General features: G+C 74.1%; 24 protein-coding genes and 1 tRNA gene. 9 read left to right on the top strand and 16 right to left on the bottom strand.

Annotated elements, in window-relative coordinates:
- The first annotated feature begins 210 nt into the window (after nt 1–210).
- Nucleotides 211–1,521: a cation:proton antiporter gene (locus tag C892_RS0112585; RefSeq protein ID WP_017557496.1), complete on the top strand. Its 1,311-nt coding sequence runs from the start codon at nt 211–213 to the stop codon at nt 1,519–1,521.
- Nucleotides 1,522–1,610: 89 nt separating this feature from the next.
- On the opposite strand, the gene C892_RS28890 is transcribed toward C892_RS0112585, so the two are convergent.
- Nucleotides 1,611–2,789, bottom strand: a complete 1,179-nt coding sequence (locus tag C892_RS28890; protein WP_152513388.1) for an FUSC family protein — start codon at nt 2,787–2,789, stop codon at nt 1,611–1,613.
- A 299-nt stretch (nt 2,790–3,088) separates the two neighbouring features.
- Between C892_RS28890 and C892_RS0112575 the strand changes: the two genes are divergently transcribed.
- A complete protein-coding gene (locus C892_RS0112575; RefSeq protein WP_017557494.1) occupies nt 3,089–3,604 on the top strand; it encodes a flavoprotein in 516 nt (171 codons plus the stop codon).
- Nucleotides 3,605–3,731: 127 nt separating this feature from the next.
- On the opposite strand, the gene C892_RS0112570 is transcribed toward C892_RS0112575, so the two are convergent.
- Nucleotides 3,732–4,316: an AAA family ATPase gene (locus C892_RS0112570; RefSeq protein WP_017557493.1), complete on the bottom strand. Its 585-nt coding sequence runs from the start codon at nt 4,314–4,316 to the stop codon at nt 3,732–3,734.
- 157 nt (nt 4,317–4,473) lie between these two features.
- Between C892_RS0112570 and C892_RS31785 the strand changes: the two genes are divergently transcribed.
- A complete protein-coding gene (locus C892_RS31785) occupies nt 4,474–4,632 on the top strand; it encodes a hypothetical protein (RefSeq protein ID WP_193374780.1) in 159 nt (52 codons plus the stop codon).
- 118 nt (nt 4,633–4,750) lie between these two features.
- On the opposite strand, the gene C892_RS0112560 is transcribed toward C892_RS31785, so the two are convergent.
- From C892_RS0112560 to C892_RS0112545, 4 genes are all read right to left on the bottom strand, one after another.
- Nucleotides 4,751–4,824 (bottom strand) — tRNA-Val (locus tag C892_RS0112560).
- Nucleotides 4,825–4,936: 112 nt separating this feature from the next.
- Nucleotides 4,937–5,398, bottom strand: a complete 462-nt coding sequence (locus tag C892_RS0112555) for a peroxiredoxin (RefSeq protein WP_026124322.1) — start codon at nt 5,396–5,398, stop codon at nt 4,937–4,939.
- A gap of 151 nt (nt 5,399–5,549) precedes the next feature.
- Entirely contained in the window at nt 5,550–5,981 is a 432-nt protein-coding gene (locus C892_RS0112550; protein WP_017540663.1) for a DUF3052 domain-containing protein, read from the bottom strand.
- A 167-nt stretch (nt 5,982–6,148) separates the two neighbouring features.
- Nucleotides 6,149–6,565, bottom strand: coding sequence for a YjbQ family protein (locus tag C892_RS0112545; RefSeq protein ID WP_026124321.1), 417 nt, complete (start codon nt 6,563–6,565; stop codon nt 6,149–6,151).
- 212 nt (nt 6,566–6,777) lie between these two features.
- Between C892_RS0112545 and C892_RS0112540 the strand changes: the two genes are divergently transcribed.
- Nucleotides 6,778–8,592, top strand: a complete 1,815-nt coding sequence (locus C892_RS0112540) for a DUF7800 domain-containing protein (protein ID WP_017557491.1) — start codon at nt 6,778–6,780, stop codon at nt 8,590–8,592.
- Nucleotides 8,593–8,641: 49 nt separating this feature from the next.
- Here C892_RS0112540 and C892_RS0112535 read toward each other — a convergent pair whose 3' ends face one another.
- The 5 genes from C892_RS0112535 to C892_RS0112515 form a co-directional block, all read right to left on the bottom strand.
- Nucleotides 8,642–9,448 carry a putative hydro-lyase gene (locus C892_RS0112535; protein WP_017557490.1) on the bottom strand — a complete coding sequence of 269 codons (807 nt, stop codon included), beginning with the start codon at nt 9,446–9,448 and terminating at the stop codon, nt 8,642–8,644.
- Between the two features lie 488 nt (nt 9,449–9,936).
- Nucleotides 9,937–10,806, bottom strand: coding sequence for a 5-oxoprolinase subunit C family protein (locus C892_RS0112530; RefSeq protein WP_017557489.1), 870 nt, complete (start codon nt 10,804–10,806; stop codon nt 9,937–9,939).
- A 47-nt stretch (nt 10,807–10,853) separates the two neighbouring features.
- Complete coding sequence (locus C892_RS0112525; protein ID WP_017540668.1) at nt 10,854–11,465, bottom strand: 5-oxoprolinase subunit B family protein; 612 nt, start codon at nt 11,463–11,465, stop codon at nt 10,854–10,856.
- A gap of 42 nt (nt 11,466–11,507) precedes the next feature.
- Entirely contained in the window at nt 11,508–12,302 is a 795-nt protein-coding gene (locus C892_RS0112520; protein ID WP_017540669.1) for a LamB/YcsF family protein, read from the bottom strand.
- Between the two features lie 82 nt (nt 12,303–12,384).
- Nucleotides 12,385–13,611: an NRAMP family divalent metal transporter gene (locus C892_RS0112515; protein WP_017557488.1), complete on the bottom strand. Its 1,227-nt coding sequence runs from the start codon at nt 13,609–13,611 to the stop codon at nt 12,385–12,387.
- Between the two features lie 283 nt (nt 13,612–13,894).
- Here C892_RS0112515 and C892_RS0112510 point away from each other — a divergent pair, with 283 nt between their 5' ends.
- Nucleotides 13,895–14,590: a GntR family transcriptional regulator gene (locus C892_RS0112510; RefSeq protein WP_017540671.1), complete on the top strand. Its 696-nt coding sequence runs from the start codon at nt 13,895–13,897 to the stop codon at nt 14,588–14,590.
- A gap of 37 nt (nt 14,591–14,627) precedes the next feature.
- On the opposite strand, the gene C892_RS0112505 is transcribed toward C892_RS0112510, so the two are convergent.
- The 4 genes from C892_RS0112505 to C892_RS0112490 form a co-directional block, all read right to left on the bottom strand.
- Nucleotides 14,628–14,960, bottom strand: a complete 333-nt coding sequence (locus tag C892_RS0112505) for a thioredoxin family protein (protein WP_017557487.1) — start codon at nt 14,958–14,960, stop codon at nt 14,628–14,630.
- A gap of 159 nt (nt 14,961–15,119) precedes the next feature.
- Entirely contained in the window at nt 15,120–15,476 is a 357-nt protein-coding gene (locus tag C892_RS0112500; protein ID WP_017557486.1) for a hypothetical protein, read from the bottom strand.
- A gap of 628 nt (nt 15,477–16,104) precedes the next feature.
- Nucleotides 16,105–16,980 carry a hypothetical protein gene (locus C892_RS0112495; RefSeq protein WP_017557485.1) on the bottom strand — a complete coding sequence of 292 codons (876 nt, stop codon included), beginning with the start codon at nt 16,978–16,980 and terminating at the stop codon, nt 16,105–16,107.
- Nucleotides 16,981–18,368: 1,388 nt separating this feature from the next.
- Complete coding sequence (locus C892_RS0112490; RefSeq protein WP_017557484.1) at nt 18,369–19,691, bottom strand: PucR family transcriptional regulator; 1,323 nt, start codon at nt 19,689–19,691, stop codon at nt 18,369–18,371.
- Nucleotides 19,692–19,911: 220 nt separating this feature from the next.
- Here C892_RS0112490 and C892_RS0112485 point away from each other — a divergent pair, with 220 nt between their 5' ends.
- From C892_RS0112485 to fabF, 4 genes are all read left to right on the top strand, one after another.
- Nucleotides 19,912–20,796 (top strand): ACP S-malonyltransferase, encoded by an 885-nt coding sequence (locus C892_RS0112485; protein WP_017557483.1) that lies wholly within the window; start codon nt 19,912–19,914, stop codon nt 20,794–20,796.
- The gene (locus C892_RS0112480; protein ID WP_017557482.1) at nt 20,793–21,764 is read left to right on the top strand and encodes a beta-ketoacyl-ACP synthase III; all 972 of its coding nucleotides are present in this window, start codon (nt 20,793–20,795) and stop codon (nt 21,762–21,764) included. The genes C892_RS0112485 and C892_RS0112480 overlap by 4 nt, the downstream gene beginning before the upstream one ends.
- 98 nt (nt 21,765–21,862) lie before the next feature.
- A complete protein-coding gene (locus C892_RS0112475; protein WP_017540677.1) occupies nt 21,863–22,102 on the top strand; it encodes an acyl carrier protein in 240 nt (79 codons plus the stop codon).
- 109 nt (nt 22,103–22,211) lie between these two features.
- Nucleotides 22,212–23,450, top strand: coding sequence for a beta-ketoacyl-ACP synthase II (fabF, locus tag C892_RS0112470; protein WP_017540678.1), 1,239 nt, complete (start codon nt 22,212–22,214; stop codon nt 23,448–23,450).
- Between the two features lie 267 nt (nt 23,451–23,717).
- Here fabF and C892_RS28880 read toward each other — a convergent pair whose 3' ends face one another.
- The gene (locus C892_RS28880) at nt 23,718–24,704 is read right to left on the bottom strand and encodes an SGNH/GDSL hydrolase family protein (RefSeq protein ID WP_239647373.1); all 987 of its coding nucleotides are present in this window, start codon (nt 24,702–24,704) and stop codon (nt 23,718–23,720) included.
- Between the last annotated feature and the right edge of the window lie 112 nt (nt 24,705–24,816).

The raw sequence follows: 24,816 nt of genomic DNA, 5'->3' as shown, positions 1-24,816 counted from the left end.
GGCGGCTTCCGCCCCACGGCCGCCGACCGCCCCGCCGGACCGTCTCCCCCACCACTTGCCCGACTGTGGGCCAATCGAAGGACCATTGTCACGAGTGTTGTCCGGATGCGGCTGAAGACGCACCCCTCCCCCGTTCCCCGCCGTATCGTCGGCTTCCCTTCGGCGGACGCCTGACGGCGGCCGCCCGCCCTCGGCGCCCAAGGGGATGCCGTGAACGACACCGACCTGTTGTTCCTGCTGGTGGGCCTCAGCGTGCTGCTGCTCGCCGTGCACGCGCTGGGCGCCGTCGCCGAACGGCTCGGACAGCCGCGCATGACGGGCGAGCTCGGCGGCGGCCTCGTCCTCGGGCCCACCGTGCTCGGCGCCCTGGCCCCGCAGGCCCACAGGGCGCTGTTCCCGGACACCGGCCCGGTCGCCGCCGCGTTCGACGCGATCGAGCAGCTCGGCATGCTCATGCTGATGTTCCTGGCCGGCGCCGAGGTGCGCCGGCTCCTGCCGAAGGAGAACCGCAAGGTCAGCGCCTGGATCGTGGCGATGGGCCTGGTGGTCCCCTTCGGGATCGGCCTCGCCGCGCTACAGGTCGTGGAGCTGGACGGGCTCGCCGGGCCCGCCGCCGACCCGGTCGCGCTCTCGCTCATCGTGGCCAGCGCCGTCGCCGTCACCAGCATCCCGGTCATCTCGCGGATCATGCTCGACCTGGGCATCCTGGGGACGTCGTTCGGCGGTGTCGTCCTCGCCTCGGCCGTCGCCGAGGACGTGGTGCTGTACGTGGTGATCGCCGTGGCCCTGGGGCTGGCGCAGGTGCACGGGGAGGAGCTGACGGGGCTGCCCGGACTGCTGGGCATCACCTCGGTCCCGGCGATGTCCGTCTACTACGTCCTCACGACCGTCGCGCTGTTCGTGTGCATGATGACGGTCGTGCCCCGTCTGGCGACCGCGATCCTCGAGCGCATGGGGAACCGGCGGGGCGAGCGGCCCCGCCGCACCCCCGGCGCGGCGGGGGTGGCCAGCGTGCTCCTGGTGCTCGTGTGCGCCTCCGGGGCGTCCCTGCTGGGGGTCCAGGCGATGTTCGGCGCCTTCCTCGCCGGGGTCCTCGCCGCCCGGATCGAGGAGGCGTCGGGCACGGCGGTCGCCGGAGAGCTGCGCACCTTCGCCCTGGCGTTCTTCATCCCCTTGTACTTCGGCTCCATCGGCCTGGGCCTGGACCTCGGCAACGACCTGCTCCTCGGCTTCACCGTGCTCTTCACCGCCCTGGCGTGCGCGGTGAAGCTCGCGAGCGTGTACGCCGGGGCGCGCCTGGGCGGCGAGGGGCCGGGCGGCGCCCTGAACCTGGCCTTCGCCATGAACGCCAGGGGCGGGCCCGGGATCGCCCTGGCCTGGCTCGCCTACGAGGCGGGCATCGTGAACGCGCAGCTGTTCACCACGCTCATCATCCTGGCCGTGGTGACCTCGGTCATGGCAGGCGCCTGGCTCCGCCGGGTCCTCGCCCGGGGCCGGCCGCTCCGCCAGGCCGCGCACTGACGTGCGGCGCGCGCGGCCCGTGCCCGTGGCCCGTGGCCCGTGGCCCGTGCGGCCCGCGGCCCGCAGCGCGCGGAAGGAAGCGGCCCCGCTCACGACGAGCGCAGGTCGTCGCAGGCGTCCTCCAGCTCGCTGATCACCCGTTCGGCCTCCAGCAGGAGCCCGTCGTAGACCAGGCCCGCGCTCTCGCCCTGTGCGCCGGACGGCGGGACGGGCCCCTCGAAGTAGGAGCGCGCCTCCTCCAGGTGCTCGCGGATCCGCCGCTCGGCCTCGTCCATGTCGCTCGGGACCAGGTCGGCGAAGAGCGCGGCCGCGCACTGCGCCTCATGCAGGATCGAGGCGAAGCGGTGCAGGAACTCCCGGTCGGGTTGGTCGTCGTCGCCGGGCAGGCGCCGCAGGATGTCGGTGATGGAGCACAGCGACCGGCCCACCCGCGCCAACCGGGTCACCAGAGTGCCGTAGACCCGCATCGGCGGCCGACTGGACAGCAGGAGCCGCCGCGGGTTCCAGTACAGGCTGTCCTCGGCGTTGCCGATGGTCTCCTGGGCCTGCGAGGCCAGCGACTCCACCCGCCTGCCCCGGTTCCAGAAGTCCGACGTCTCGTGGGAGGTGGGTTCCCGCTCGCCGAGCACGGAGGACAGGTCGGACAGCAGGTCGCGCAGGGCCGAGGCCAGGCTGGCGAGCCCGTACCGCGCGTCGTACAGCCGCAGCGGCGGGAAGACGAGGAGGTTCACCGCGATGCCGACCGCGCACCCCACGACGACGAGCACCACGAGTTCGGCCAGGAGCGCCAGGCGGTCGCCGGAGGCGCCCTGCATGACGAAGACCGAATACGCGAAGAAGGCCGAGGTCGCCACCAGGTCCCCCTGGGGTCCCAGCCGGCCCCACTGGCCCAGCGCCAGGGCCGTGAACGCGACCGCGGCGAACGTCCACACGCTCGGGTCGAGCCAGAACCCGAGGACGCCCTGCAGGGAGACGCCGATGCTCGCGGCCAGGGCGAACCGCAGCGAGCGCAGCAGGGACTCGCGGACCGAGATCTGCACCATCACCAGCGCGGCGAACGGGGCGAAGGCCGGCGACTGCGCTTGGAGCACGGTGTCTGCGAGCGCCCAAGCGATCGTGGCGGCCGCCGTCCCCTTGAGGATGAACAGCGTCCGGTCCCGCTCCGGGCCCGCATAGTCCCGGGCGCGCCGCAGCATCTCCATGAACCGGTGCCAGGGTCCTTTGACCGGCGCCTCGGCGTCTCCATGGGCCGCTCCCCCATGCGTCATCGCCCTCACCTCCCCCGCTCGAGTCACGAACCGCCCCGTCCGACTACCCCCACTACACCGCCCGCTCCCCCGAAGAGGGCGCCGAACTCGCCAGGAAGGACGGACTTTCCGAGACCGACACCCGGTCACCCCCTCCAGGTGCCGCGTGGCGGAGGCCGACCCGGCGGTGCGGGACTCGGCTTCCTGGAGAAACGGCCGCGTGTCAGCAGCGCCGACGGAGGCCCGCAGACTCCCAGCCCGCGCGGCGATCCCCCGAGGGCGCTGTGCCCCCTCAGGACGGGGTGCGGTTGACTTCGGGCATGCCTGACGAGCGAAGCCTCTACCTCATCGTCTCCGGAGCCACCGTCACCGACGAGGAGCCCGTCGTCGACCTGGTCGGCATGCTCCACGAGCGCGGATGGAACATGACGGTCCTGTCCACGCCCACGGGAACGCGTTTCCACGACACCGACCGGATCGCCTCCATCACCGGCGAGGAGGTGCGCGTCGACTTCCGCCTGCCCGGCACCGGAAAGAGCCTGCCGCCGCCCGACGCGGTCCTGGCCTGCCCGCTGTCCTTCACCTCCACGAACAAGCTGGCCACGGGGATCGCCGACAACTTCGCCGTCGCGCTGATGTGCGAGATGCTCGGCCACCGGGTCCCCACGGTGATCGTCCCCAAGTCCGGAGCCCCGCTTGCGGCACACCCGGCCTACGGACAGCACCTGCGGTTCCTGGCCGGCCTGCCCTCCGTGACGATCCTCAAGGCCCCTGAGAGCGGCATCCCTTCCTGGCAGACGGTCGTCGACACCGTGGAGTCCGCCGCGACCGCTTAGCGTCTGAGCCGCACGAGAACGCAACGACCAGTCCCCGCCCTGCCATCATCACCGCCCAAGAAGCTTCAAAGGGTGGGGCGACAGGGCTCGAACCTGCGGCCTCCCGGGGTAGGGCGGCAAACCTGCGTCAGCCGCTCCTTGCCGCCTCCCACGCAGAGTGGCGGGCCTCGTCCAAGCCTTCCAGCACCGCTCGCACCGACTCTTCGGGTGTCTGACCAGAGGTGTCGAGCCACAGACCGAGGGGCGGAGTGTCCTCACGCAGAGACCGGTCGAGCGCCTCGACGGTCCAGGCGCCGTATCCCGTCTTCGACCGCTGCCGCTCGCGCTCGGCGACGACCTCGGCGGAAGGGGCCAGGACCACGATGTACAAGGGGCGGGTCCGGATGAGGGCGGCATACTCGGCCAGATCCTTGCCGAGGATGACGTCCTGCACCACCGCCGTCCAGCCGGCCGAGGCGTACTCGTCGGCGACCGTCGCCGACGCCCGGTAGCGCAGCCAGAGCTGAGACAGCGCCTCCGGATCCTGGTTCGGCGTCATCTCCTCCCGGCCGGACACCATCATGCGGCGGAAGACGTCGCCAGGGATGTGCGCCGCCTTCGGCAGCCGTTCGGCGAGCAACCGGGCGACAGTGGACTTCCCCGAGGCCATCACCCCGGTGACGAGGACGACGGAGGGGCGGAGATCCGCGATATCGCGACTGCCATCGGTCACGCGTGGCCTCCCTCGGGGAGGCCGCAGAGGAGAAGATCGTCCATCGGCACCATCACCAGGCCCTTCCTCGTCTCCAGGGGGCACTGGTCCTTACCGGGCCGACCGCCCCATGGTCCCCCGTACCCGGACTGGCCTTCCGGCGACCACGGTCCAGGACATGGCCTCTGGTATCGCCATCAAGGACGTTCACACAAGGACGGTTGCACGGTGGGCCGGCCACAGCGTGGCGGTGCTCAAGCGGATCTACGCCAAGTGCATCGTCGGGGAGGAGGAGAGGGCCATGCAGCAGATCACCGAGGCCCTGCGCCGGAGCTGAACTTCAGCGCGGCCGACCACCGGCCTCCACCATCGTCCACCGACAACCACCGACGCACAACGAGGCCCCGTGACCTGTCTGTGCAGGTGGCGGGGCACTTTCTATGTTCAGCGGAGGGTGGGCGCAACAGGGCTCGAACCTGTGACCTTCCGGTTGTAAGCCGGATGCTCTGACCAACTGAGCTATGCGCCCTGAAAACGGTGTTCGACCGCTTGAAATGGTACCGGGTCGTGCCGTGTCCTCGGGCGCGGGTGGGGCGTGCGTCCCTGTGGGGCAGGGGCGCACGCCCGGGCGCTGGGCGGGCTCAGCTGAGCTCGGCCAGGGCCTTGCGGTAGTCCTCGATGTCACGGGCCTGGGAGATCGGGTTGACGACCTTCCAGCGCACCACGCCCTCCTTGTCGATCAGGAAGGTGCCGCGCACCGCAACGCCCTTGTCCTCGTCGAACACGCCGTAGGCCTTGGCGACCTCGCCGTGCGGCCAGAAGTCCGACAGCAGCGGGTACTCCAGGTTCTCCTGGTCGGCCCATGCCCGGTGGGCGAACATCGAGTCCACCGACACGCTGAGCAGCTGGACGTCCTCGCCCTGGAAGTCGGAGATGTTGTCGCGCAGCGAGCAGAGCTCCCCTTCGCAGACGCCCGAGAACGCGAGCGGGTAGAAGACCAGGACCACGTTCTTGCGGCCCTTGAAGTCGGACAGCTTGACCGTCTGCCCGTGCTGGTCCGAGAGCTCGAAGTCGGGAGCCTGCTGCCCCGTCTCGATGGACATGCGCATACCTTCCTAGGTGGCCGGTTCGGCGGCGGGGCGCCGGCGGTCCGGCTCGGACCGGGCGGCGCCCCGCGCGGCCAAGCCTAGGGCAGGTGGAAGGCGTCCGGCACTGCGGCCGTGACCGTCCGGGCACGACCCTCGCGGCGGCCTCTCAGTGCTTCACCTTCGGCGTCACCAGCCGGGTCCCCGACCAGTCGGCACCTGCGCTCACGGCGCTGGTCTGCGACAGGCCCGCCGTGGACGCCGCCTCCGCGACGTCGTTCGGCGGAACGTGCCCGTCGCGCCCGGCCTTGGGCGTCAGCACGAGGATGACCCCGCCCCCCTCGACCGAGCCGAGGACGTCCACCAGGACGTCGGTCAGGTCGTCCTCCTCGTCACTGCGCCACCACAGCAGCGCGGCGTCGACGATGGCGTCGTCGTCCTCGTCGACCAGCTGTTCGCCGGTGATCTCAACGATCGACGCGCGCAGCTGCTCGTCCACGTCGTCGTCGTAGCCGAACTCCTGCACCACCTGACCCGGCTTGAACCCGAGTCGGTCGGCCAGGCTACGGTCGCTTTGCGCCTGGCCCGCGGTCGCGCTCACGAAAGTCCTCCTCCAGAATCATTTTCTGCCGGCCCGCCCATGGGCCGCCCCCGCTCCGTCGCGGTGTCTGCGGCCGGGTCGTACCCGCCTTTTGCTGGCTAAGTTCACACGCTGGGGCCCTCATCCGTCAACGCGTGCCCTGATGCCGGTGGCACTTACCATCCTGCTCACTCGCCCGGGCCCGTCAAGAAGGAGAGCCGCACCGTGCGTCGCGGGTTGTCCACGTTGAGGTCGACGACCGCCACCGACTGCCACGTCCCCAGCGCCGGACGCCCGTCCAGCACCGGGAGCGTGGCGTAGGGCGCGATCATCGCCGGCATCACGTGCGAGCGCCCGTGCCCGGGCGACCCGTGCCGGTGCCGCCACCGGTCGTCGGCCGGCAGCAGGTCCCGCAGGGCCGCCAGCAGGTCGTCGTCGGAACCGGCACCCAGCTCCATCACCGTCACCCCGGCCGTCGCGTGCGGCACGAAGACGTTCAACAGCCCGTCCCCACCGGCCTCGGAGGTGAAGGAGACGCACTCTCGGGTGATGTCGAAGACCCCTTCGGAGTCCCCGGTGCGCAGCTCCACTGTTCTTGTCCGCATGCGGCAACGGTTACCCACCCGGGCGGCGTGTCGAACCACTTCAGGGGCGATTCGACCGTATCCGTCCGGCACCACCGCCCGGCCCGTCCCGGTTCGGGACCGGTGGCCAGGGTGACTACCGCACAGCGGGCGCGCCATACTCGGCACCGGAGCCGCAGGCGCCCCGGACCACCGGTCACGGGACGGCGCGGCGGCGAGGACGAGGATGAGAGGTGGACGTGGGAGCCGACCTTCGGCTGGGCCCGGTGCTGCGGAAGACGACGCCGACGACGGCGACGGTGTGGGTGGAGACCGGGGCCCCCGCCGAGGTCGCGGTCGCCGCGGACGCGGCACGGGCGCGGGCCCGCACGTTCACGGTGCACGGCCACCACTACGCCCTGTGCGAACTCCGGGGCCTGGAGCCGGGGTCGTCGACGCCCTACACCGTGGAGGTGGACGGGGCGCGGGTGTGGCCCGACCCGGCCTCGGAGCACCCGCCCAGCCGGGTGACCACCCCGTCGCGGGACCGGGAGGCACCGGTGCGGCTGGCGTTCGGCTCCTGCCGCACCCCGATCGACCACTCCCCCGGGGCGGTGCGCCGCTACGGCGGCGACATGCTGCGCGCCTACGCGCGCCGGCTGGCGCGGCTGCGCCGGGAGGCGGACGAGGGGAGCGTCGCCGCCCCGGACGGCGCGCCGTCGCCCCTCGGACCGACGGCGCTGCTGCTGATCGGGGACCAGGTCTACGCCGACGAGCTCCAGCCCGGGATGAAGGACTTCCTGGCGCGCGAGCGCGCGCGGGCCGAGGGGGAGCGGGCGCAGGCGCACGCCGAGGCCCGGCCGCCCGGGGACGAGGTGGTCTTCTACGACGAGTACGCCGAGCTGTACCGCCGCTCGTGGACCGACCCGGACGTGCGCTGGCTGCTGTCGACCGTGCCCACGCTGATGCTCTTCGACGACCACGACGTGCGGGACGACTGGAACACCTCGGGCGCCTGGCGGGAGGAGATGGACGCCTCGCCCTGGTGGCGGCACCGGATCGTGTCGGGGCTGGGCGCGTACTGGGTCTACCAGCACCTGGGCAACCTGACCGGGGAGGAGCGGGAGGCGGACCCGCTCTTCACGGAGGTCCTCAGGGCGGGGGACGGCGCGGGCCGGACGGACGGCACGGACGCCGCGGACACCGCCGACGGCGCGGACTCCGCGGGCGACGCCGGCGGGGCGCTGGACGCCGCGGCGCTGGACTGGCACCGGCGGCCGCAGGGCAAAGTGTGGAGCCACGGGCACGAGATCGGCCCTGCGCGCCTGCTCATGGTCGACACGCGGGCCGGGCGGGACGTGGCCGACGACCGCCGCAGGGACATCCTGGGCGCTCCCGGGGCGGCGTGGCTCGACGAGCGCCTGACCGGGGACACCGACCACCTGCTGATCGCCTCGACCCTGCCCTTCCTCCTGCCCAAGGCGGTGCACCGCCTGGAGGCCTGGAACGAGGCGCTGGCCTCCGGCGCGTGGGGCGACCGCTTCCGCGCACCGGCCGAGCGGCTGCGCCGCGCGCTGGACCTGGAGCACTGGCCGGCGTTCGGGCGGTCCTTCGAGGCGGTGTCCCGCGCACTCCTGGAGGTGGCCTCCGGCGGGCGCGGGGCCGCGCCCGCCACCGCCCTCTTCCTCTCCGGGGACGTCCACTTCTCCTATCTGGCCCGCGCTCGGCCTTCCCGCCGGGCGATCGGACGGCGCGCCGCCGAGGGCGGTGGGACGCGCATCGCCCAACTGGTGTCGTCGCCCCTGTGCAACCGTCTGCCTCCGAAGATGCGGAGCGCGGCGCGGCTGGCCGCGGGCGCCTCCACGGCGGCGGCGGGTGCGGTCATGGCCCGGTCGGCCGGGGTGCGCCCTCCGCTGCTGGAGTGGGGCCTGGACGAGGGGCCGTGGTTCGAGAACGCCATCGCCGAGCTGGTCCTCCAGGGACGCCGGGCCGAGGTGGCGTGGCTCCGGGGCGGCGGCGGGGACTCCGGCGGCCTGAGCGTCGACGAGGGCACCTCCCACGAGCTCTAGCCGCGCCCTCCCCGGCCCCGGGACGGCACCTCGGCCCCGGGACCGCGGGTCAGGGCACCTGGTAGTCGGCGTCCCGTGCGTCGGTGACGGCCATGTGGCCGGGGGCGTGGCCGATGGCGAACTCGGGGGCGGAGGCGGTGACGGCGGCCTGCGGGGTGACCCCGCAGGCCCAGAACACGGGCACCTCTCCCGGGCGGACCTCTACCGGGTCGCCGTAGTCGGGGCGGGACAGGTCGGCGATGCCGAGCCCCGCCGGGTCGCCGACGTGCACCGGGGCGCCGTGCACCGCCGGGTAGCGGGAGGTGATCCGCACCGCGTCGGCCACCCGGTCGGCGGGGATCGGCCGCATGGAGACCACGAGCGGCCCGGACAGCCGTCCGGCGGGCCGGCAGGGGCGCGAGGTGCGGTACATGGCGGCGTTGGTCCCGGCCTCGATGTGCCGGACGGGGATCCCGGCGTCCAGCAGCGGCCCCTCGAAGGTGAAGCTGCACCCGATGAGGAAGGACACCAGGTCCGGCCTCCAGTGGGCGGACACGTCGGTGGTCTCGGAGACCGGCCGTCCGTGCTCGTAGACCCGGTAGGCGGGCAGGTCCGTGCGCAGGTCCCCGTCGAAGAGGGGCGCACGGACGTCGCCGTCCTCGGCGACGTCGAGCACCGGGCAGGCCTTGGGGTTGCGCTGGGCGAACAGCAGGAACTCGAAGGCCCAGGCGCGGGGCAGCGCGATGAGGTTGGCCTGGGCGTACCCGGCACTGACACCGGACGTGGGCACCTGGAGCCCGGCCCGGAACAGCGCGCGGGCCTGCGCGGGCGCGAGCCCCGAAGGGTCCTCGGGAAGGGTGGGCGCAGGCGTCGACATGCTCTCTCCTCCTGTCGTGTTCGTGCCCGCCCTCCGGGACGAAGGGCGCCGGCGGGGTCGGCGAAACGCGATTCCGGGGATGGAGGGGCTGCGACGCCCCTGCCCCGCACGGGGCGGATCGTCGGACCGGGGCCATCGGGGCGGCGTATCCTCCCGTCCCCATCGGTGCCGAACGCTTCACCGGGCGGGGCGAAGGGGACGGATGGAGGGGCCGACCGCAGCACGCCCGTTCGCCCGCGCCCCGCAGGTCCGGCCGTGCGGCCGCCCGGGTCCGGTCTCGGAGGCGGGCGGGTCCGTCGAGGTCGGGGAACCACCACGTGGTGCACGGCCGGGTCGCGCACCCACCGCTCCGTCTCCGCTCGCGTCCACCGGCGTGGTGGCGCTGCCCGGTCGCCGCAGCCCGGACCGCGAGGGGCCCACCCGGCCGATGGCGGCCTCCCGCCCGGCGGGCAGGCACCCGGCGCCCGCCCCGAACGGCCTCCGCCCCGTCACACGGAAACGGCGGTGAACACCAGCCTCGTCCCCGGGCGGGCCTGGGCCGCGCGGGGGAGGTCGGCGGCGCGCACCACGGCGATCACCGGGTAGCCGCCCGTCACCGGGTGGTCGGCCAGGAACAGCACCGGCTCGCCGTCCGGCGGCACCTGGAGGGACCCGGCGACCATCCCCTCCGTGGGCAGCTCCCCCTCCACCGCGCGGGGCAGCGGCGGCCCGGCCAGGCGCATGCCCACCCGGTCGCTGCGGCCGGTCACCTCGAACTCCGCGCCCAGCAGGGACTCCACCGCCTCGGGGGCGAACCAGTCGTCGCGCGGGCCGAGCACCGCGCCCAGCTCCACCCGGTCCCCGCCCACCTGCGGCCCGGGGGCGGCGTCCAGCACCGGGAAGGCGCGCGGGGGCGCCCCCACCGGCAGCACGTCGCCCGCCCGCAGCGGCGCCGGCCCCAGCCCCGACAGCAGGTCGGTGCTGCGCGAGCCGAGTACGGCGGGAACGTCCACGCCGCCGCGCACCGCGACGTAGGTGCGCAGCCCGCGCTCGGGCGCCCCCAGGTGCAGCTCCTCGCCGTCGCGCAGGAGCAGCACCTCGGCGCACGCCGCGCCGCGTCCGCCCGCCCGCACCGGGCACGGGGCGCCGGTCACCGCCGCCCACACCCGTCCGCGGGCGCGCAGCACCAGCCCGCCCATGGTCGCCTCCAGCGCCGCCGCACCCTCCGGGTTGGCCACCAGCCGGTTGGCCAGGGCGTAGGACGCGGCGTCCGCGGCCCCCGACGTCCCCACGCCCAACGCGGCGTGGCCGTGCCGCCCTGCGTCCTGCACGGTCGCCAGCGGCCCGGGCGCGAGCACCTCCAGTGCCCCCTGCGCCACCTCTCGTCCCCCCTCGCTCTCGTCCGCCCCGGTCCCCCGGCGGCGGTTCACACCTCGCGGAACCGCACCCGGGTGCCGGGCACCAGCAGGCCGGGCGGGTCCCGGTCCAGGTCCCACACCACCGCGTCGGTGCGCCCCAGCAGCCGCCACCCGCCCGGGGAGCTGCGCGGGTACACCCCGCCGAAGCCCCCCGCCAGCGCCACGGACCCGGCGGGCACCCGGGTGCGGGACTCGCCGCGGCGCGGCACGTCCAGCCGGCGGTCGTCGCCGACCAGGTAGCCGAAGCCGGGGGCGAACCCGCCGAAGGCCACGGTCCAGTGGGCGCCGGTGTGCGCCTCGACCACCCCGCGCTCGGTCAGCCCGGTGAGCTCGGCGACCTCGCCCAGGTCCGCGCCGTCGTACTGGACCTCGATCTCCACCTCGCCGCCGCGCGGCAGCGCCCCCGGGCGCGGGCGGAGCCGGGCGGCGGCCGCGGCCACGGCGCGCGCCCCGCCCGGGGCGCCCGGGTCGACCTTGAGCAGCACGGTGCGGGCGGCCGGGACGGTCTCGGTCACCCCGGGCACGGGGTCCTCGGCGAGCGCGGCCTGCAGGGCCAGCGCCTCGCCGAGGTCGGCGACCTCCACCAGGACCCCGGAGTCGCCGCAGTTCAGCACGCGCACGGCCGCTCCCCCGCGTCCCTCGCGGCGGCCGCTCCGCCGCCGTCACGCATGTCGGCCCCCTTCCCCGCCGGCGCCGTCGGCCCCGGCGAAGGGGGCCAGCTCCACGCCCTCGGCGCGCAGGGCCGCGGCCACGGCCCGGGCCGTCTCCACGGCTCCGGGGCTGTCGCCGTGCACGCACAGCGACTCGGCCTCGACCCGCACCGGGGTGCCGTCGACCGCCGCGATGGGCTCGCCCCGCACGATGCGCACGCACCGCTCGGCGATCTCCCCGGCGTCGTGCAACACCGCCCCCGGCTCCCGGCGCGGCACCAGGGTGCCCTGGGGGGTGTAGGCGCGGTCGGCGAAGGCCTCCCGCACCGGGCGCAGCCCGGCGCGCTCGGCCGCGCTCAGCCACGCCGAGCCGGGCAGGCCCAGCACGGGCGTCCCCGGGGCGAAGTCGCGCACGGCGGCCGCGACGGCCTGCGCCTGCTCCTCGTGGTGCACGATCGCGTTGTAGAGCGCGCCGTGCGGTTTGACGTAGGCGACGCGCCCCCCGCTGGCGCGGGCGATGCCGTCCAGCGCGCCGATCTGGTACAGCACGTCGTTCGCCAGGTCCTCGGGCGCGGCGTCGATGAACCGGCGGCCGAAACCGGCCAGGTCCCGGTAGCCCACCTGGGCCCCGACGGCCGCCCCGGTGCGCACCGCCCCCCGGCAGGCGCCGCGCAGCACGGTCGGGTCCCCCGCGTGGAAGCCGCAGGCGACGTTGGCGCTGGTGACGATGGCCAGCAGCGCCTCGTCGTCGCCGAGCTCCCAGCGGCCGAAGCTCTCGCCCAGGTCGGCGTTGAGGTCGATGCGCACGGGCTCGGCCCCCTCCTCGTCTCGTGGTCGTCAGGGTCGGTGCCGCCGCGGCTGTGCGCAAGGCGGCGGGGCGGGGCCGCCCTCAGGCGCCCCACAGGGCGGCGATGCCCGACAGGGCGCTCCACCCCATGTACACGGTCAGCACCCATACCGCGGCCCCCAGGAGCAGCAGCCAGCGCGGGTAGCGGTAGCCGTGCAGCAGGTCGTGCGAGCGGCGCCAGCCCACCCACAGCATCAGCGCCAGCCCCACCGGCAGGATGAGGCCGTTGATGGCGCCGGCCATCACCAGCAGGGTGCCCGGCGCCTGGCCGAGCAGCAGGTAGGCGGCGGCCGACACGGCGATGAAGGCGGCCACCACCCAGGTGGAGCGGCGGCGCAGCGCCGGGGAGAACGCGGTGATGAAGGAGGCCGAGGTGTAGGAGGCGCCGATGACCGAGCTGATCGCCGCGGCCCACATGATCATGCCGAACAGGCGCAGGCCGACCTCGCCGGCGGCGGCCTGGAAGGCGGCGGCGGGCGCGTTGTCGGCGTCGGCGATGGCGGCGCCGCCGGTGACCACGCCCAGCACCGCCAGGAAGAGCAGCACGCGGATGACGCCGGTGACGACGATCCCGGTGACCGAGGCGCGCGAGATGGCGCGCAGGTTCTCCCGGCCGGTGACCCCGGCGTCGATGAGGCGGTGCGCCCCGGCGTAGGTGATGTAGCCGCCGACGGTGCCGCCGATGATGGTGACGATGGCGGTGAACTCCGCCGAGCCGAGCGCGCCCGGCGCCACCGCCCCGCGCAGCGCCTCCCCGACCGGCGGGGAGGAGGAGAAGGCGACGTAGAGGGTCAGCGCGATCATCAGCACGCCGAGCACGACGATGATCCGGTCCATGGCCATGCCCGCGCGCTTGCTGAGGAAGATCGCGATGGCGATGAGCGCCGAGACCGCCCCGCCGATGCGCACGTCGATGCCGGCGAGCGCGTCCAGGCCCAGGGCGGTGCCGCCGATGTTGCCGATGTTGAAGACCAGGCCGCCGAAGACGATCAGGGCCGCCAGCACGTACCCGGCGCCCGGCAGGACCTTGTTGGCCAGCTCGGGGGCGCGCATGCCGGCCACCCCGATGACCCGCCACAGGTTCAGCTGGACGGCGATGTCGACGACGATCGAGACGAGGATGGCGAAGGCGAAGGCCGCGCCCATCGTCGCGGTGAACTCGGTGGTCTGGGTGATGAATCCGGGGCCGACGGCGCTGGTCGCCATCAGGAACATGGCGCCCAGAAGCACACCGCGCCCGCGGGCGGGGGTGGTCGTGGTGGTGCTCATGCGGACCTCGCTGGTCTGGGGATCCCGATGCGGGGATGGGGGACACGGGCCACCGCACGGTCGTCATGAGGATTGTTGAACAATTCACCGATCGCGCGGGCGGAGGTCATCGTACCCCCGTCACGCGTTCCAAGCCACACCCCTCCGTGAACGGGGTCACCGCCGGCGCCCGCACGCCCCGCACCGCGGGCCTCGGGCGCGTCCGACAGAATTGGGGGGCGGGGCCGCCCGGGCCGGCCCCGGCGACGGATCGGGCACACGCGGCGACGGAGCGGGGACCAGGGTGACGACGAGCGAGGGGCTGGAGGCGCTGGCCGCACTGCGGGGGGCGCTGGAGCGGTCGAGCACCGCCGAGCGCGTGGCGGACGCGCTGCGCGAGCGGATCATCGACGGCGACCTCGCCCCGGGGGCGCGGTTGTCGGAGGAGGCCCTGGGCCAGGCCCTGGGGGTGTCCCGGAACACCCTGCGCGAGGCGTTCCGGCTGCTGGGCCACGAGCGGCTGCTGGTGCACCGGTTCAACCGCGGCGTGTTCGTCGCCGTGCCCGAGCTGGAGGACGTGGTCGACCTGTACCGGGTGCGGCGCGCCCTGGAACTGGACGCGGTCCGCCGCGCCGACCGGGCCCCGCAGGGCGCGGTGGCGCGGGTGGGCGCCGCCGTGCAGGAGGGCGAGGCGGCCGCCGGGCGCGGCGACTGGTGGGGGGTGGGCACCGCCAACATGCGCTTCCACCAGGCGCTGGCGGCGCTGGCGGACAGCCCCCGGACCGACGAGGTGGTGCGGCGCCTGCTGGCCGAGCTGCGTCTGGTCTTCCACGCGATGGCGGCCCCCCGGGACTTCCACGTCCCCTACGTCGCCCTGAACCGCCGCATCCACCGCCTCTTGGAAGAGGGCCGCCTCCAGGAGGCGGCCGACGAGCTGGCCGACTACTTCGACACGGCCGAACGGCAGCTGGTGGAGGCCTTCTCCGCAGAGCCCGGGTGAGGCAGGGCCCGGACGACGGGGTCTTCCGGGCCGCCGGTCAGTCGGGGAGCAGGCGGTCGATGAACTCGCGCACCTGGTGGGCGGTGAGCGACCCGGCCTTCCTCCCGACCTCCACGCCGCCGTTGAAGAGGATGAGGGTCGGCACCCTCTCGACCTTGTAGGCGGGAGGCGTGGCGGTGTCGTGGTCGATGTCCAGCCGGGCGACGGTCAGCCGGTCCGCGTACTCGTCGGCGATCTCGTCCAGGACGGAGGCCATGTACCTGCTCGGCCCGGACCACCGCGCCCAGAAATCGACCAGCACCGGCTCGGCGGCCCCCAGGACCTTCGCCTCGAACCGTTCATCGGTCACATGGACGACCTCGTCCCCCATGACGGCTCCCTTCTGCCGGGTGAAGGGCGCGCGCAGGGCCGCCCCCGGACCGGCCGCGCCACCGATGCCACCGTTCTCCTACCCGATGGGGCGGCCGCCGACGCACCCGCGGGCGCGGTGGGCCGCCCATCACCGGCCCCCGCGCCCGCGGGCCCGGAATCACTCCCAGCCGGCCTCGACCTTCTCCACGCCTCCCCAGCAGTGGCCGCTCAGCAGCGCGTCACTGCCGTGCTGCACCGTCGCGGTGTTGCGCACGTCCGGGTCCCACCAGTCCACGCAGGTCACCTGGATCCACGCGGTGCGGGTGAACCCGGCGTCGTTGTAGCACCGCGCCTTGCCCCACTCGCCGTCGATCCAGGTGGTGCAGTACGACAGGGGCGCGGCCGGGGACCGCTGCGCCTGCGCCTCCTGCGCCGACGCCGACGGCGCCCCGGCGATCGCGGCGGCGGCCGCCGCGGTCAGCAGCGCACCCCCGACCGCCCCCGCGGCGCGGACACCCTTCCCACCAGCGTGCATCGCACTTCCTCTCGAATGTCGCTCCCGTCCGGGGCGGCTCCGGTGGAGCCGCTGCCCGTCCGCCGGATCGAGTATCGAGGGTGTGATCACACAGGGCAATAGCAACAACACATACGGCCATGACAGCAGGTGGAATCGGGGGCGCCGTTAGGCGCGGCCGAATTCGCCGCCTCTTCCCCTCTGTCCCGTCGGTGTGCTCCCCGGCCCCCTCTGCCCCGCCTGCCGTACCCGCCCGCCGTCGGGCGCCGCCCCGGCCTCACCCTGGGCACCGAACCTCTTCTCCCCACGGGAAAGGGACAGGGCCCGCCGCACGCACCGACACCCCCGTTGATCTCGGGAAAGCCGGGGTAATACTCGCCGGTATTACCCCGGCTTTCCCGAGATCAACGCCGAGGAGGGGCGCGCATCGCAGCGGACAGGACCCAAAGCGGCGCCGAACAGGCGATCAGGCAGGAACGGTGAGGTCCCTGCGGAAACGGCGCCCCGCCCGCGGCCGGGGCTCTTCGAAGACCCGAGGACGGCGCACCGAGCACGGGAACGCCGCAGCCGAACGGAGATGTCGCTGGAAACGCCGCGCGGCCGGGCAGGGACGCTCCCCTGCCCGGCCGCGCGGTGCGGTGCGGTGCGGTCAGCTCTTGGCGCGGGGCCGGCGGTCGCGGCGGGCCAGGCGGCCCAGCCGACGGCCGGCGGCGCTCCCCCGGGCGATGGGCCGCGCGGGCGGGGCGCCCTCGGCCGGGAAGCCCGGAAGCAGGTCGGAGGGCTCGGAGCGGGTGCCGCTGGGCGTGGCCAGGCGGGTCGGCAGGCCGGTGGCGGCCTCGGCCTCCCCGTCGGCCTCCTCGCCGGAGGCGCCCGCGTCCCCGGCGTCGCCGCCCGCGGAGGACTTCTCCCCGGCGTTCGGGGCGCCCTGGGCGCGCGCCGCGCGGAAGGCGCGCACCCGCGCGGCCAGCTCGGTGGCCAGTGGCCACTCCACCGGGGCGGGCTGGGCCAGCCCCGCCCACAGGTAGGCCTTGGTCCCCCAGGCCTCCATGGCCCGGCGGGCGCGGGTGATCACGAAGAAGGTCGGCGCCGCCAGCACCAGTTGCGGCCAGGCCAGGGCGAGCGCGGTCAGCAGCGGCAGCAGCCCGCCGCCGGCCACCGCGAAGCCGGCGCCGACCACGACCGGGGTCAGCGCGAGGGCGATCCGCAACGAGGTGATCTGCCGGAACCGGTGCAGCGAGCGGCGGACCGAGGCGCCCGTGGACAGGCCCTCGGGCAGCGGGGTGGGCTGGACCACCGAGGCGAGCAGCAGCGAGGCGACCGCCACCGAGGCCGAGGCCATGATCCACACGCCGGCCGCGGACACCTGACCGCCGACCATCAGCGCCACGAGGGCGAGGACGGGGATCGGCACCGGGACGAAGAACAGGACCTTGCGCCAGAGCTGACCGGACTCGGTCGGCGCGAGGACGGCCTCGGCCGCCTCGTCATAGAGCCGCTTCGCGGTCTCCCACAGCCTCTTCACCACTGCAACGCCCCCACACCTTCACATGGCCGTCGTCGGTGCGGCCGGCCCCTCCTCGAAGCGTCCTGTTCCCGGCCGCTCACCGGACAGGACGCCGCCGCCTCAAGGGAGGTTCACTCCCCGAACGGGAGAAGAGAGGCGGAACACACCTCTCATCCTCTCCTGCGCAAACGTCCGCGGCAACCGCCGCGTTCCAGCACTCGGACGACGATCGCGCACTGTGTGGCCAGGTCTATCGCATCGCGGGTCAACCGGGGATAAAGCAGGTCGCCTGTGGATGAAGGGGGTCGACGCGCCGGGAGGGGAAACGGGGCTCGGGGGACCGCGGACGGCCCGCGTCGACGGCGTGGGCGGACCCTCTCCACAGAGCAGGCCTTCCCAGCTCAGAGACGGTTTCCGCAGCCCGGCCCAGCGTGGATCCGCCCTAAAGGGGCAGAGGCGGGGCCTTGCAGCCTTCGCGCGAAAGTGATCCGCCCCTCCCTTGAATCGGCGGCGAACACCACATCCGAAAAGAATTCCGGCATGGACCGCATCCGCAGGAGGATGGCGTCCGCTGGAGCGGTGGAACCTTCGGCGGCCGTGGCCGTCGCCGGTGGGCGGAGCGCCGGTCGGAGCTGCGAAGGCGACTCGGGCCCGGCTCAGAGCCGTGACGATGGCGCTGAACCGGCCGGACGGAAACTCCACCACTCCAGCGGACGTGACCGTCGGGTGTCGAAGACGGCCCTGCGCAGAGGGATGGTGTCCCGCCGAGTGGTGCAATTTCACGGCGCCGTTCGAACAGATGCGCTCCTGGTGGCCAACCAGCTGGTGTCCCTGCTGCCTCCGAGTCGAACGAAGTTGCACCACTCTGCGGGACATGACCTGCAAAGGGCCGTTGCACACGTGCGGCCCCTCCAGAGGGGCGCGTCCCCCCGATCCGCTCGTGCTGCCGGGATTGCGAGGTCGTGTCCGCTGGCGTGGTGGAACTCTCCGGGCCCCGGCCGCCCACACCGACACCCCCGTTGATCTCGGGGAAGTCGGGGTAATACTCGCCGGTATTACCCCGGCTTCCCCGAGATCAACGCCGAGGAGGGGGCGCGCACCCGGGGCGGGGCCGCCGATCGCGCCGCAGCGGCCGCACTGTTCACAAGGACGCGGACGAAAGTGCCACCACTCCAGAGCGCCGATAGTGGTGGTTCCGCCACTATCGATGTGCGCAGGAGGACCCGGCCGCCATTCGGAACGGGGGGAACGACACCACACCGGCGGCCGGACACCGTTCGGGAGGCTCCGCGCTCCAGCGGCATCCGAGCGGCCTCTGGGAGCCCCAGGCGCTCCTGCCTCTCTCCACGGAACGAGCCGTTCGCAGCGCCCCGTCAGCACTCATAGGAGAGGTGAGGAGGTAAGGACGCTCAACGCTGTGCGGCGCCCTCGGTGAGGCGGCCCAGGGTGACCGCGACCCGCAGGATGAACGACCCCCGCCCGTCGGCCGGCATGTGCCCGGTCAGCTCGGAGATCCGGCTCAGCCGGTACCGCACGGTGTTCGGGTGCACGAAGAGCATCCGGGCCGTCGCCTCCAGGGAGGAGGCGTGCTCCAGATACACCGACAGCGTGTCCAGCAGCGGAGACCCCGCCTTGCACAGCGGCTCGTAGATCTCCTCCACCAGCTGCTTGCGGGCGGCCCGGTCGCCGTCCAGCGCGCGCTCGGGCAGCAGGTCCTCGGCGAGCACCGGGCGCGGCGCGTCCGGCCAGGCCACGGAGGCCCTGAGCCCGTTGACCGCGGCCGCCACCGACGTGCCCGCGCCCCGCAGCTCGGCCACCGGGGGCCCCACCACCACCGGCCCCGGGGCGAACAGCCCCGCCAGCGGCTCGGCCGCGGCCATCGGCAGCTCGCCCTCGGCCTCCCGGGCCGCGAGCTTGGCGCCCACGCCCAGCACCAGCACCACGCGGTCGCCCTGCTGACCGGCCAGCACGTCGTGCCCGGCCCGCCGGGCCGCCCCGCGCAGGTCCTCCATGACCCCCCGGCCGTCGTCACCGGCCGCCCCGGCGACCGCCACCACCGGGGTGCGCGACCAGCTCAGCGCCGACCCCCAGGTCTGCAGCCCCTCGTCGCGGTCGCCGTGCAGCAGCGCGTCGACGATGAGCGCCTCCAGCCGGGCGTCCCAGGCCCCGCGCGCCTCGGCGGCGCGGGCGTAGACCTTGGCCGAGCTGAACGCCACCTCCCGGGTGTAGCGCAGCACCGCCTCCCGCAGCTGCTGCTCGCCGCCGGGCGCGGCCAGCTCCTCGACCTGGTTCTCCACCACGTCGATGACCACCCGGATCATGTCCACGGTCTGCTGCAGGGAGACCGAGCGGGTCAGCTCGCGCGGGGCGGTGCCGAACACCTCCACCGTGATGGCGGGGCGCCCCCGGGCGGGGTTCTTGAACCAGTCGACGAAGGCGGCCACCCCCGACTGGGCGACCAGGCCCACCCAGGACCGGTCCTCGGCCGACATGCGGCGGAACCACGACAGGCGGCTCTCCATGCGCGCCACGGCGGCGGTGCCCAGGGCGCCCATCGCCTTCTCCAGCCGCTTGACGGTCTCGGCGCGGACCGCGGCGCCGCCGTCGGTGGTGTCGGTGCCGTCGATTCCGTCGGTGTGGTCGGTACCGTCGGGGCCGTCCGTGCCATCGGTGCCGTTGCTGCCGTCGGCGCCCTCCGCCTCGCGGTCGCGGTCGTTCATCTCGGTGCTCACCCCTCCAGAGTGGCATCCCCGCCGCGCCTGTCCCGCCAGCGCACGCCTGACCCGGGAGTTTGTGGACTATTCACAAACGCCGTCTCGTAAACTTCGTCGTTGTCCTCATCCAGATGGTGATGTCCTACAGGGCAAGGTTGATGTCGTGCTTGTAATCGTTGCTCCGGGCCAAGGCGCCCAGGTCCCCGGCTTCCTCTCCCCCTGGCTCGAAGCGCCCGGCATGGCCGAGCGCTTCGAGGCCTGGTCCAAGGTCGCCGGGCTGGACCTGGTGCGCTACGGCACCACCGCCGACGCCGAGGAGATCCGCGACACCGCGGTCGCCCAGCCCCTGCTGGTGAGCGCCGGGCTGGCCGCCGCGACGTCGCTCTTCGGCGACCTGGCGACCGCCGCCGACACGGCCGACGCCGTCGCCGGGCACAGCGTGGGCGAGTTCACCGCCGCCGGGATCACCGGGGTTCTGACCCCGGAGGAGGCCCTCTCCCTGGTGGCCGAGCGGGGCCGCGGCATGGCCGAGGCCTCCGCCGCCGCCGACACCGGGATGACCGCCGTGCTGGGCGGCGACCGGGACGAGGTGCTGGCCGCCCTCGCCGCGGCCGGGCTGACCGCCGCCAACGACAACGGGTCGGGGCAGATCGTCGCCGCCGGCACCGCCGAGCAGCTCGCCGCGTTCGCCGAGAACCCCCCGGCCCGCGCCCGGCTACGCCCGCTGTCGGTCGCCGGGGCCTTCCACACCGAGCACATGGCCCCCGCGGTGCAGCGCGTACAGGAGGCGGCCCGCGGCGCGGCGCCCGCCGACCCGCGCACCCGCCTGCTGACCAACCGCGACGGCTCCGTCGTCGCCTCCGGCCGCGACTACCTCGACCTGCTGGTCTCCCAGATCAGCTCCCCGGTGCGCTGGGACGCCTGCACCGCCACCCTGGCCGACCTCGGGGTGAGCGCGCTCATCGAACTGCCGCCCGCCGGAACCCTGGCGGGCCTGGCCAAGCGGGCCCTGCGCGGGGTCGAGACCCTGGCCGTCAAGACGCCGGACGACCTCGACCGGGCCCGGGAACTGGTCGCGGAGCACGCCGGCACCACCGCCGCTTCGGAAGGCCGATCCCGATGAGCACCGCCCTGCCCGTCCCCCGTTCCCTCGGGGGCGCACGGGTTCTCGCCTTCGGCGAGTACCAGCCCGCCAACGTCGTCACCAACGACGACCTCGCCCGGCGGGTCGAGACCAGCGACGAGTGGATCCGCAGCCGCGTCGGGATCGAGGAGCGCCGCATCGCCGACGACTCCGACTCGGTGGAGTCCATGGCCGTCGCGGCCGGCGGCAAGGCGCTGGCGGCCGGCGGGCTCTCCCCCGACGACATCGACCTGGTCATCGTGGCCACCTGCACCCAGCGCGACCAGATCCCCAACGCCGCGGCCACGGTCGCGGCGCGGCTGGGGATCTCCGCGCCGGGCGCCTTCGACGTCAACGCCGCCTGCGCCGGGTTCTGCTACGCCACCGGGCTGGCCGCCGACGCGGTGCGCGGCGGCTCGGCCCGCAACGTGCTGGTGGTCGGTTCGGAGAAGCTCTCGGACTGGGTCGACTGGGACGACCGGTCCACCTGCGTGATCTTCGCCGACGGCGCCGGCGCCGCGGTGGTGGGCGCCGCCCCCGCCGAGGACAACGGCGTGGGCCCGGTGGTCTGGGGCAGCTCGGGCGAGCGGGCCGACAAGATCTACCTGCGGGAGAACCGCTACCTGTACCAGGAGGGCCAGGCGGTCTTCCGCTGGACCACCACCGAACTGCACAAGGTGGCGCTGGAGGCCCTGGAGCGGGCCGGGGTGGAGCCCTCCGAGCTCACCGCGTTCGTTCCGCACCAGGCCAACCTGCGCATCGTGGAGGCCATCGCGCGCAAGCTGGGGGCGCCGCAGGCGCTCATCGCCCGCGATATCGTCTCCGCTGGCAACACCTCGTCCGCGTCCATCCCGCTGGCCATCGCGCGCATGGGCGGACGCGGCGAGCTGCCATCGGGGAGCACCGTGCTCACCCTGGGATTCGGCGCCGGACTGACCTACGCGGCGCAGGTCCTGCGCATCCCCTAAGTGCCTGCCGTCGCGGTCCGTCCGCGCACGGCCGGGCCGCTACGGCGACGAACACGGCCCCGGGACTCCGGGGCGCACCGAGAAGGAGATACCGCAACATGGCGCACACCGAGCAGGAGATCCTGGCCGGCCTCGGCGAGATCGTCGACGAGATCGCCGGAGTCCCCGCCGCCGAGGTCACGCCGGAGAAGAGCTTCGTCGACGACCTCGACATCGACTCGCTGTCCATGGTCGAGATCGCGGTCGCGGCCCAGGACAAGTTCGGCGTCGAGATCCCCGACGACCAGCTCAAGGACCTCAAGACGGTCCAGGACGTGATCAACTTCATCCAGAAGTAGCGCCCCTTCTCCGGCGGCGGCGCCACCGCGCCGCCGCCGGAGCACCCTCCCCCCTTGCCCCGGCGCGCCGCCGGGTACGACCTACCATGACGCGAAGGGCGAAAGGCCGATGAACAGCACCGAAGTCGTCGTCACGGGCCTGGGCGCCACCACCCCGCTGGGCGGTGACGTCTCGTCGACCTGGTCCGCCCTCCTCGAAGGTCGGTCCGGCATCACCGAGATCACCGAGGACTGGGCCCAGGAGCTGCCCGCCCGCATCGCCGGGCGCGCCGCGGTGGACCCCTCGGAGAAGCTGCCCCGGCAGCGGCTGCGCCGGCTGGACCGCACCCAGCAGTTCGCGCTGATCGCCGCCCAGGAGGCCTGGCAGGACGCCGGCGCCCCGGAGGTGGACCCGATCCGCCTGGGCACGGTCGTCTCCTCCGGCATCGGCGGCATCCTGACCATCCTCGAGCAGTACGACATCTTCCGCGAGAAGGGCTGGAAGCGCGTCTCGCCGTTCACGGTGCCGATGCTCATGCCCAACAGCCCCTCGGCGGCGGTGGCGCTGGAGTTCACCGCCCGCGCCGGCGCGCACGCCCCGGTCAGCGCCTGCGCCTCCAGCAGCGAGGCGATCGCCGACGCGATCGGGATGATCCGCTCCGGCCGCGCCGACATGGTCATCGCGGGCGGCACCGAGGCCGCGATCCACCCGCTCAACATCGCCTCCTTCGCCTCCATGCGGGCGCTGTCCACGCGCAACGACGATCCGCGGGCGGCCTCGCGCCCCTGGGACACCGGCCGGGACGGCTTCGTCATGGGCGAGGGCGCGGGCATCGTGGTGCTGGAGTCGGCCGAGCACGCCGCCCGCCGCGGCGCCCGGGTGTACGCGGTGGCCGCGGGCGCCGGGTACTCCGACGACGCCCACGACATCGTCGCCCCCGAGCCCGAGGGCGAAGGGCAGGCGCGGGCCATCACCATGGCGCTGGAGGACGCGGACATGCGCCCCGGCGACGTGGCGCACATCAACGCGCACGCCACCTCCACGCCCACCGGCGACGTGGGCGAGACGCTGGCGATCCGCCGCGCGCTGGGCGACGCCGCCGCCGACCGGGTGGCGGTCACCTCCACCAAGTCGATGACCGGCCACCTGCTGGGCGGCGCCGGCGCGGTCGAGGCCATCGCCACCGTGCTGGCCCTGCACGAGGGGCGCATGCCTCCGACGATCAACATCGACGAGCTGGACCCGGGCGTGGTCGTGGACATCGTCCGCGACAAGGCCCGCGACCTGCCCGCCGACGCGGTGGGCGCGATCAACGAGTCCTTCGGCTTCGGCGGCCACAACGTCGCCGTCGCCTTCCGCCGGGCCTGATCCGGCCGGCGGCCGGGGCGCTTCGCCCGGCACATGCGCCGACGCGGAGCACAGGACGCACAGGGCACGCAGGACGCACAGGGCCCGCCGATCAGACGATCGGCGGGCCCTTTTCGCGTGTCCGGCCCATGGGGCCGCAAGGGAGGGGGCCGAAGGCCGACCCCCGTTCGGGCATGCACGCGGAACACGCCCCCGGTGGTCGGGCGCGGCGGCGACCGCGGGCAGCTTCTCCGGCCGTCCGGGCCGCCGCCCTCCGGCGCCCTCTGGTCAGGTTTCGGTGGCCTCGGAGTTCTCTGTCCGGGGGGCGCCGTTCTTCGGGGGCGTGCCGGGGACGCGTGCCGTGCCGTTGATCCGCTTGGTTCCTCCGGCCGCCTGCACGCCCTCGGGCCGCTCCCCGTTCGCCGGTGCCCCGGGGGAGCGCTCGGCCCAGGGCGGGGGCTGGAACGGGGTCAGCTCCGGCCGTTTGGGCTCACGCCCGTCGCCGGAGGAGCGCCCCATCACCCGGCGCCCCACCCAGGGCACGAGGTACTCGCGGGCCCACCGCCTGTGCTCGCGGCGGCGCAGGATCAGCGGCAGCCGCTGCCGGGGGGTCTCCCACGGGTGCGCCCACAGCTCGCGCGGCCCCATCGGCCGCCCCAGGAGCTCGGCGATCCGGGCCGCCACGATCCGGTGGCCGTCGCCGTTGAAGTGCAGCCGGTCCTCGCTCCAGGCGCGGGGGTCGTTCAGCGCCTCCATCGACCACAGGTCGACGATGTCGCAGCCGGTGCGCTCGGCGATGGCGCGCAGGTGCATGCTGAACACCGCGATGCGCCCGCGGTAGATGCGCAGCACGGGCACCCATCCGGTGTCGTGCCCGGAGAGCAGCACGACGCGGACCCCGGCCGTGCGCATGCTCCGCACGGCGGCCTCCAGCTGCGCGGCCAGCTCGTCCAGGTCGGTCCCCGGGCGCAGCACGTCATTGCCGCCCGCGTGCACGGTCACCAGGTCGGGGCGGTGCTCCAGAACCTGCTCCAGCTGCTCGCCGACGATGTGCCGCATCCGCCGTCCGCGCACCGCCAGGTTGGCGTACCGGAAGCCGGGCTCGTCCGCGGACAGGTGTTCGGCCAGGCGGTCGGCGAACCCGCGGTAGCCCCCGTCGGGTGCGACGTCCTCCAGGCCCTCGGTCAGGCTGTCGCCGATGGCCATGTACGAGCGGATGAGCGCCGGCCCCTTCGCCCGCTCTCCATCAGGGGGATTCATCTGCAGGTCAGTCACTTCCACCTATCATGCCGATCGGGCGTTGACGCGCGGCACGCCGCGTCGGGATCCGGTAGGGAGCACGCGGTGAGGAGGACCGCCACGTGTGCCTCTCGCAACACCGACGAGC

This window comes from Nocardiopsis baichengensis YIM 90130 (assembly GCF_000341205.1).
GTDB lineage: Bacteria > Actinomycetota > Actinomycetes > Streptosporangiales > Streptosporangiaceae > Nocardiopsis_A > Nocardiopsis_A halophila.
The sequence above is the reverse complement of the archived record's forward strand: the minus strand, read 5'-3'. Positions and strand labels throughout refer to the sequence as shown.